General features: G+C 47.2%; 10 protein-coding genes. 7 read left to right on the forward strand and 3 right to left on the reverse strand.

The genetic code is table 11. From position 1 onward, the window contains the following. Positions 1-6: 6 nt before the first annotated feature. Complete coding sequence (locus tag JMF85_RS09825; RefSeq protein WP_201318124.1) at positions 7-333, reverse strand: transposase; 327 nt, start codon at positions 331-333, stop codon at positions 7-9. A 35-nt stretch (positions 334-368) separates the two neighbouring features. Between JMF85_RS09825 and JMF85_RS28790 the strand changes: the two genes are divergently transcribed. Beyond that, positions 369-539 carry a glycine zipper domain-containing protein gene (locus JMF85_RS28790; protein ID WP_464621143.1) on the forward strand — a complete coding sequence of 57 codons (171 nt, stop codon included), beginning with the start codon at positions 369-371 and terminating at the stop codon, positions 537-539. A gap of 165 nt (positions 540-704) precedes the next feature. On the opposite strand, the gene JMF85_RS09830 is transcribed toward JMF85_RS28790, so the two are convergent. Together JMF85_RS09830 and JMF85_RS09835 are read right to left on the reverse strand one after the other, a co-directional pair. Beyond that, positions 705-2,231: a tripartite tricarboxylate transporter permease gene (locus JMF85_RS09830; RefSeq protein ID WP_201318125.1), complete on the reverse strand. Its 1,527-nt coding sequence runs from the start codon at positions 2,229-2,231 to the stop codon at positions 705-707. Positions 2,232-2,252: 21 nt separating this feature from the next. Further along, positions 2,253-2,714, reverse strand: coding sequence for a tripartite tricarboxylate transporter TctB family protein (locus JMF85_RS09835; RefSeq protein ID WP_127604846.1), 462 nt, complete (start codon positions 2,712-2,714; stop codon positions 2,253-2,255). Positions 2,715-3,295: 581 nt separating this feature from the next. Here JMF85_RS09835 and JMF85_RS09840 point away from each other — a divergent pair. From JMF85_RS09840 to JMF85_RS09865, 6 genes are all read left to right on the forward strand, one after another. Further along, on the forward strand, positions 3,296-4,306 hold the full coding sequence (locus JMF85_RS09840; RefSeq protein ID WP_127604844.1) for a tripartite tricarboxylate transporter substrate binding protein: 1,011 nt from the start codon (positions 3,296-3,298) through the stop codon (positions 4,304-4,306). A gap of 19 nt (positions 4,307-4,325) precedes the next feature. Then, positions 4,326-5,009, forward strand: coding sequence for a GntR family transcriptional regulator (locus tag JMF85_RS09845; protein WP_127604842.1), 684 nt, complete (start codon positions 4,326-4,328; stop codon positions 5,007-5,009). 21 nt (positions 5,010-5,030) lie between these two features. After that, complete coding sequence (locus tag JMF85_RS09850) at positions 5,031-6,374, forward strand: MmgE/PrpD family protein (RefSeq protein WP_141335604.1); 1,344 nt, start codon at positions 5,031-5,033, stop codon at positions 6,372-6,374. 74 nt (positions 6,375-6,448) lie between these two features. Next, entirely contained in the window at positions 6,449-7,861 is a 1,413-nt protein-coding gene (locus tag JMF85_RS09855; RefSeq protein WP_127604838.1) for an SLC13 family permease, read from the forward strand. A gap of 58 nt (positions 7,862-7,919) precedes the next feature. Continuing rightward, positions 7,920-8,561 carry a GntR family transcriptional regulator gene (locus JMF85_RS09860; RefSeq protein WP_155614603.1) on the forward strand — a complete coding sequence of 214 codons (642 nt, stop codon included), beginning with the start codon at positions 7,920-7,922 and terminating at the stop codon, positions 8,559-8,561. A 249-nt stretch (positions 8,562-8,810) separates the two neighbouring features. Next, the coding region (locus tag JMF85_RS09865; protein ID WP_201318126.1) for a polysaccharide deacetylase family protein at positions 8,811-9,266 on the forward strand (456 nt) is incomplete at its 3' end.

Raw genomic sequence — 9,266 nt, forward strand, 5'->3', positions numbered from 1 at the left:
CGATCTCTATTTTGTCCGATAGGCGGGGTTCACCTTTTTTACGAGATCACGAAGAATCGCAATCTCCAAATCCTTCTCGCCCAACAGCTTTTTCAATTTGTCGTTTTCATGCTCTAACGCTTGAAACTCTTTGGGTGATGGGGTGTAGGCTGCAACTTTTTTGGATTCTGGTGATGCGTTTTTCCAGCCTGTCTGCTTCGATTGACGAATCCAGCGGGATAGCATTTTCCCGTCGATTCCATGTCGTCTTGCAACTTGGCTTGCGTTGCCTGCTTCTAAGGCTTCTTGGATGAGCTGCTGTTTAAATTCTATGTTGTAACTCTTGCGCTGCATCTTTGATCCCTCCACTTTTGTTAATTCATATTGTAGTGGATAAGAAGAATAGACTCAAAGGTAATTTCGGGGCTTTAGAGATTGCTTTAGGAGTCGCATTGGGATCAGCGTTCGGGTTGCTTTTGGATAACCTTGCTCTAGGCATGGGAGTTGGGATTGCGATAGGAGCAGGAATTGGGGCGTCTATGGAAAAAAAGAAGAAGTAACGTCGAATATTTTCCCACTTGTTTGCCACACTAACCGTTTTGGCACCTGCACGACGCGCGCGCAAACGCGCTGTTAGCGTGCGCTGTATAACAGGCAAGCTTCGCTTTATAACAAAAGGGACGGTCTCCCCAAGGTCTCAGACCTTGGGGAACCGTCCCAGCTAGTTATGCAGCTTCATTCACGATTACTTTTTTACCCTTCATCTTCAGGATAACCGGAACGGCCACCCAAAGAAGGGCGATGAGAAGGAAAATCAAGGATGCAGGTCTTGTTACAAACACGCTGTAATCGCCATTGGAGATGGTCAGAGCTCTGCGCAAATTATTTTCAATCATCGGCCCCAAGACCAGACCAAGAACGAGAGGGGCCATCGGGTAGTCATGTTTGGTCATGAAATAGCCGAATATCCCGAAACCGATCAAGACGAACAGATCGAACGTCGCAAGCTGAACCGCGTATACGCCAAAGAACGAAATAGCCACAATCATCGGGATCAAATATTTGGGCGGCGTTTCAATAATCTTGGCGAACACCTTAACGAGCGGCATATTCAAAATTAATAACATCAAGTTGCCGATAAACATACTGGCAATGAGTCCCCAAGCGATCGTCGGATGCTCGGAGAATAATAACGGACCCGGCTGAACGTTATACATAATAAGCGCGCCCATCAGAACCGCCGTAGTTCCCGTACCCGGAATCCCTAATGTTAGTAAGGGAATCATCGCACCGCCGGAAGCCGCGTTATTAGCCGATTCGGGTCCGGCTACGCCTTCGATGGCGCCTTTACCGAACTTTTCCGGGTTCTTGCTGATCTTTTTCTCTAAAAGATAGGAAAGAAACGAAGCTAAGGTGGCGCCTGATCCAGGCACGATGCCTTTAAAGAAGCCTAAGAACGAACCGCGGAGGATGGGGCCTACGCTATCCTTCAAATCCTGCTTGGTCGGAAAAATCCGGTTGATTCTGGCAATTTCGCCATTGTTGCTTTCTCTCTCCAGGATCGTTTTGAATACTTCCCCTAGGGCGAACACGCCCACGGCAACCGTCAAGAATTCGAACCCTTGAAAAAGCTCAGGCAGGTCGAACGTGAACCGGGCTACGCCGGATATCGTATCCATTCCGATCGTAGCGAGCAATAGTCCCAAGGTCGTCATGATCAGCGCCTTCGTGACGGATTTGCCGGCCAGACCGCTAAGAGCGGATAGCCCTAGAATCATTAAGGAAAAATGCTCGGCAGGCCCGAGCTTTAAGGCAAGATTAGAGAGCGGCTCAGCCAGGATGACCAAACCAATGAGTGAAATGATCCCGGCTACAAAAGATCCGATCGCCGAAATCGACAAAGCGGCTCCCGCTCTTCCTTGCTTGGCCATAGGATATCCGTCGAGCACAGTTGCTACGGATGAGGATTCACCTGGCGTATTGAGCAGAATCGAAGTCGTTGAACCCCCGTACATCGCCCCATAGTAAACGCCTGCCAATAAGATAATGGAGCTGGCCGCCGCTTCTTCGGGTCTCAGTCCCCCGGTCAACGAAGCGGTCACCGGAATCAGCAGGGCTACCCCGCTAATCGGACCGATGCCTGGAAGAACGCCGACCATCGTACCAATAAGAACGCCGGCAAAGGCAAACAGAATATTATGCCATTGTAACGCGATGGCAAAACCATGCATCAAAAATTGTAAAGTGTCCATTTCATTACCCCTCGTTTGAAATTACTCGAAGCCTAACCATTCGGGAAGCCCGGGCAAAGAACCGTTCATCAAGTCCACATACAAATAATAAACCCCAAATGAGAAAGCCAAAGCTATGACAAGAGAAGGTATCCATTTGCCTTTCGACATCGTTTGGAAGCCAACCAGCAGAAAAATAAACGTACAGATCACATAACCGAGCGTTTCAAGCAAGAAGGCATATAAAATGGCTGCAATTAAAATAATCGCAAAACGTTTGTAATCCAAGGATATCTTTGGCTCATCGGCATGTTTTACCTTAAAGGTTTCGTATAGCAAGCGTAAGCTTAATAGGATAAGAATCGAGCCAAGTCCCAACGGCAATGTATTCGGTCCTACGGGGCTATCCTCGGTGTTCGAGGCCATATTCAGGCTCTGGTGTACAAATCCGGTACCCAACACCAGAAAAGCGAGACTTGCATATCGGTCAAATGTTTTACTCACTCTGTCTCGAGCCTCCTGTTATATCAAGTTAAAAACAATAGAAGAATCCGCTTTCATTATTTTGGAAAAATCTGATTAAAACGCTTCCAAGAAAATAAACTCACAGATGTTTAGGGTAATCCTCCTCACGTATGGAGTGTTTTTGAATAGGCGGTATACCAAACAACGCTAATTATGGGTCACTCGGTTGAGATGAGTCAAACAATAAATAAATCAAATTTACTTGAAAATTAGCATTTAACTCTAAATATCTTTAAATTACTACTGATTTCGATAAAATTTAAATAATCTCAATCTGGCGAATTAGGTATACCATTTGGCTGTGTATTGGAAAGCGGAAGAGGATCACGGGGGGATTCCTGCACAGGCTACATCTAATGTCAAAAACAAGGTGGTATACCGTTATGCGATTTTTTTCAAAAAAATGAATATACACAAGAATTAAAGATACAGTTAGATATTAAGAGTAATATTTGTATTTGGTTGATAAAATGACGAATTATTAACTTGACTGTAAGCGATTAATCACCCCATAATTGGCCTCAGGTGGTATACAAATACATGAGAAGGAGTGAAACGAAATGATCAGTAAAAAAGCCGTTTCCCTTGCTTTGGTTTCTTTACTTGGTGCGACACTGTTGACAGGCTGTGGCTCATCGGCAGCGACGAAGCAAGTCCAAGGCGATAAACAAAGCAGTAAACAAGCGGTTAACTTCCCTACGAAGCCGATCACGATTTTGGTTCATACGAAAGCGGGCGGTCCTACAGACGCTATGGCTCGCGAATTGGCTAAATCGGCGGAGAAATTTCTAGGTCAACAAGTGTTGATCGAAAATAAACCAGCCGGCAGCGGGGCCGAACAATTGGCCGACCTGGCTAAAGCCAAGCCGGACGGATATACGCTTGGAGCGTTAACGCCTACCCAAATCGGTATGTGGAACAGCAACTTGAAAAAACAATTTAAATTGGAATCGTTCTCGTACGTGGCAGGGGTTCAAATCGATCCTTACGTGATCGTGGTTCATGCAGACAGCCCTTACAAAACATTGAACGATCTTGTTGAAGCCATGAAGCAAAAGAAGCTCAATGTCGGAGGTTACGGCTCGATCGGCTCAGGTCACAATATCGCCTGGAACATCTTTGCCGAGAAGGCCGGTGTCAAAGCCAGCTGGGTAGCTTATGAAAGTACGGGTGAAGCGGTTACCGTACTGCTGGGTAAACACATCGATGTGGCCAATTCAAATCCCGGGCAGGTTTCCGAATATGTCAGAAGCGGCAAATTGAGAGTATTAGGGGTCATGGCAGAGAAGCGGCTCCCTGAATTCCCGGACGTTCCAACCTATAAAGAGGCCGGATATGACGTGGATACTTCCTGGGCCCAGTTCAGAGGGATCTTCGCACCTGCCGGCGTTCCGGAAGAAGTGCTTCTCAAGATTAATGACGCCTTCGCCAAAGCGATGGCGACAGAAGAATTTAAAACGTACATGAAAAATGCGCAAATGGTGGATGGGACGATGGATCATAGTCAATTCACCGAATATGTTAAAAAACAAGATACTTTAACCAAAACCTGGTTAGAGAAATTGCAATAATAGAGGGGCAGGACTGTAAGTGGAAGAAGAACTGGCTACCAAGGGAGACTGGGTGTTTGAATATATATTTGCAGCCATCAAGAGGGGCGACTTCCACTTAGAACAAATTCTCACCGAACGGGAACTGGCGGGAAGGCTGGGCGTGAGCCGAACCCCCATCCGCGAAGCTTTTCGGAGGCTGGAGAAAGAAGGCTTAATCCAGTACGAGCCTCATCGGGGAGTACGAGTGATTTCTTTCTCAGAGCAAAAGGTGAAACAGCTTTATGAGATCCGTGAGGTTCTGGAAGGACTTAGCGCCAGATTGTTGGCTCAGAATCAGAACAACGAAGTATTGCGAAATTTGAGAATATTGCTGGAGCAGGCGGAGAAGTTCGCCGCTGAAGGGAACATCGGCCTTCTGTCCAAAATCAATGCTCAATTTCATATGGAAATCGCTCTCGGGGCCGAGAACGTTTACTTGATTAACACCCTGCAGAATTTGCAGTCCCATATCAATATCGTGATGTCGCACTCTCTTTCGCAAAGCGGCAGACCCTATGAAAACCTCAGGGAGCATTGGTCGATCTTGGATGCGATTGAGAGCGGGGACCCGCAGCTGGCTGAAGTTACCGCCAAATTTCATATTCGAACCGCTTATGCCAACGCCATAAAAGAAATGAACACCATCAAAGAGCGTTCAACTATTGTAAAAAAGACGAAATAGGATAAAGAGGAGAGATTCGCTATGATTACTAGAAACCTGGTTAACAATTGCTTAAATACGAAGTACGAGGACATTCCTCAGGAAGTCATCCTGCATGCCAAAAAAAGCATCCTCAATTGGATGGGCGTTGCGATTGGAGCTGCCTACCATCCTTCGGTTGAAATGCTGATCAGCTTGAAGAACGATCTTCAATCCAGTGAACAGGTTTCGATTCTTGGAAGAAGGGAAAAGGCGGACCTGCTGTTATCCACGCTGATCAACGGAATGAGCTCGCATATTTTTGACTATGATGACACGCATCTGGATACGATCCATCACCCGAGCGGACCTGTAGCTCCGGTATGCTTTGCTTTAGCGGAGAAGTTCAACCTTTCGGGCAAACAAGTGCTGCGCGCCTTTATCCTTGGGGTTGAAGCTGAATTGCGAATCAGCAACGCCGTATGCCCGAGCCACTACGATTTGGGCTGGCATATTACAAGTACGGCCGGTGTTTTTGGAGCGGCGGTCGCCGCCGGTATTTTGCTGGAGTTGGATGAAGAGCAAATGCTGAACGCCCTGGGTCTGGCAGGGACACAAGCATTTGGTTTGCGCGAAATGTTCGGCACAATGACCAAGCCTTTCCATCCGGGTAAAGCAGCTGAGAACGGACTGTTAGCCGCACTTCTGGCTCAAAAAGGCTTTACCAGCTCGAAGCAAGTGCTGGAAGCCAAGCGAGGCTTTGCCAATGTTACGGCTCCTGAGCATGATCTGGAGCAGGTAAATATCAACTGGGGAACTCAATGGGAAACCTTGAAAAACGCATTTAAGCCATACGCTTGCGGTATTGTGCTGCACCCGGCCATCGATGCGTGCATTGCACTCGGCAAGCAGGTGAGCGATCCGTCCCAGGTGAAGGAAATTGAAATTACAGTCAATCCTTATGTGCTCGAGCTTACGGCTAAGCCTGAACCGAAAACCGGATTGGAAGGCAAGTTTAGTATTTTCCATACGGGAGCAATGGCTTTCCTTGAGGGGGATGCGAGCGAGGAGCAGTACCAGGACGCCAAGGTTTTGGACCCTAAGACGCTGGCGTTCAGAACTAAAATCAAGCCGGTAGTTAACGAGTCATTCGAGGAAGACGAGGCTGTAGCCAAACTGACGACGGTAGACGGTAAAGTCTATGAGTACAAAGTCGAGCATGCTACGGGCAGCATTGAGAACCCGATGACGGATGAGGCTCTTTGCAATAAGTTCAGAAAAGTAGTGAAAGGAATTTTAGGAAGCGACAGTACGGAAGCCATCATTGCCAAGCTTTACGATTTGGATTCCGTAGCCAATATCAATGAAGTGATACCTTATTGCACGCCCCAAACAGCCACCGTTTAGGTTGACTAGTTGAAGCCTTGGATAACAAGGCTTCTCTTCCTTTTTACAGTTTTTTGGAAAGTAGGCAGATCCCGATGGGTATAGTATTGAATAAGAAGAATGTGTTACTGCTCTGTTCATTTATTTTTCTTATAGGGGCCCCGATGCTGCCTATTCCGGAAGCTATGGGAGACAAAGGGTGGGTCGCTCTAGGAATCTTGATATTTTCGATTGTTCTGTGGGGTACGCAGGTGATCCCCGCACCGATCACAAGTTTTCTTGCTGTGGCGTTAACCGCTGTTTTTGGCATTTTTAGCTTTGAAGAAGCGGCGAGCGAGCTGGGCAACGAAACGATTTGGTTGATCATCTCCATGCTGATTATGGGAGCGGCTGTTGAGAAATTATCTTTGGACAAAAGGCTGACGTATTCGATTTTAAGCTTGGCAGGCGGCCATGTGAAATGGACCTTATTGTGCTTATTTATCGTAGCGTTCCTGCTCACCTTCTTCATTCCTAACGCAGTAGGCCGATTGGCGCTGTTGCTTCCGATCGCTTCGGAAACGATTCATGTTATGGAGAAGCAGGGCGGCCGCAATGTGAGCACGGCCATTATGCTGGCCATAACCTTTGTCCCCTATTTCAGCACGATTGCACTGCTTACGGGGGCAAGCGGATCGATTTACGCAGCGGGTTTATTTGAATCCATGCTTGGCTTCCGCTGGAGCTACCTGCACTGGTTTATCGTGATGCTTCCGATTGTGATGATCGTGTTGGCGTTATTATGGGTTTTATTGTTAGTGCTGTTTCCCGCCAAAGTATCGGTTGTCGCAGAAGGCAGGGAATACTTCCAACAGCAGAAGAAAAAGCTGGGGGCTTTTTCCAAGCAAGAGTACCAGATGGTATTTCTGTATGTATTGCTGATTCTTTTATGGGCGACGCGGGACCTCCATCATTTATCAATTTCCTTGTCCGCCGTCTTGGTGATGATTTTATTGTTTTTGCCGGGGTTCCGGTTAATTCAATGGAAGGACGTCGTCCATAAAGTCGACTGGCAAATTCCTTTTTTGTTTGCGGCAGGGTTTACGTTGGCCAATTCGCTTGAGACAAGCGGTTTTGTCGCATGGATTTCATCCTGGTCCATGATTTATTTAGACAACCTGTCCGTGCTGTCCCTGGTTGTAGCCATGACACTGATTTTTGTGACGATCAGGTTCGGATTTACGAACTACACGGCAATGGTCGCCTCCTTGATGCCCATGGCCTTATCTTTCGCGATAAGTACGCCCTACAATCCGGTATGGCTCGGGATGATCTGTTTGGTTTCGAGCAGCATCGCTTTCATCTTTCCGACCCAATCAACAGGCAGCCTGACGACTTTCTCTATGGGGTATTACACCAGCAGGGATATGCTGGTCTCAGGCAGTATATTCACGCTGCTGATTATGGTCGTGACGATTGTTGCCGCATTCTATTACTGGCCGCATGTCGGCCTTCACATTTACAAATAACGCCGTTATCGTATAATAGGGAAGGAGAAGTGTGTCAAAAAAGGTGGGTGTGTTCAACTTGTCATCAGAAAAAGATATCAAAAGAGAGCAGGTTTTCGATTACATTTATAACGCCATACATCTTGGCGAAATTCGCCCGGGACAAACCTTGTCGGAACGGACGTTATCGATCAAGCTTGGCGTAAGCCGAACCCCCATCCGTGAAGCGTTTCGCCAGTTGGAAAATCTGGGCTTGGTGAAATCAGAGCCCCACAAGGGCGTGACCGTCACTTCCATATCCGGCGATCAATTGAAGCAGCTCTATCAGATCCGTGAGGTCCTGGAAGGGCTTGGCGCCAGAATCCTGGCTGAAAACCGGAATGAAGAGGTTCTTGCCGCATTGACGAATTTACTCAAGGAAGCGGAGCAAGCCGTACAACAAGAGGATATTTATACACTTTCCAAGATTAACACGCAATTCCACTTGGCTATAGCCTCAGGTACGAAAAACATCTATTTAGAGAACATGATGCAAACCTTGCAAATACATCTCCGTTTGCTCATGTCGACTTCTTTGTCGAGCAGCGGCAGACCGAAGGAGAACTTGAAGGAGCATTGGATGATCGTGAAGGCCATTGAAAGCGGTGACCCGGAGCTCGCGGAGACGGTGGCAAGCTTTCACATCAGAAATGCCTATAAAACGATCTTGGCGAAATTTTAACAGTAACATGGATAAAGTTACGAAAGAAGCCGGTTAGTTCGTCAACGGCTTCTTTTTTTTGTATACAAAAAGTTTGAAATCAAATAAATTTACACCCTGCTAAAATAGTTGGAATATTCAGAACCCTAATCCCGAGCTAAAATGAGAGCGTAACCAAAACAATCCGTGTCAGGTCGGAAACCCCGAAGCGGTTGCCTGGCAAGCAGGCGGCAAGCCAAACAACCTAAATCGATTGAGGAGGAACACGCTATGCAAAGAAACGGAAAAGTAAGACTTCCCAAAGGAAAAAAAGTCGCGGTAAACATCGGCTGTGACTTTGATGCACAATCGATCTGGATCGGTTCTTTCAATCGCACATCTCCGGCCTATATGTCCCGCGGCGAATTCGGAGCCGAAGTGGGCGCTCCAAGATTGCTTAAACTGTTTGATAAATATGGAATCAAAACGACCTGGTGCATTCCGGGCCACACCGTGGATACGTTCACCGACATTTGCAAAGAAGTGGTCGCGCGTGGCCATGAAGTGGCTCATCACGGTTATGTACATGAGAATCCGACGCCGCTTAGCTATGAGGAAGAAGAAAAAGTGATGCAGATGGGTCTTGAATCGCTTGCCAGAATAGGCGTCAAACCGCGCGGCTACCGGTCCCCTTATTGGGATTTCAGTCCGAATACGCTGGGGATTCTGGAGAAATACGGGTTTAAA

The sequence above is a fragment of the Paenibacillus sp. EPM92 genome (genome assembly GCF_016586185.1).
Taxonomy (GTDB): domain Bacteria; phylum Bacillota; class Bacilli; order Paenibacillales; family NBRC-103111; genus Paenibacillus_G; species Paenibacillus_G validus.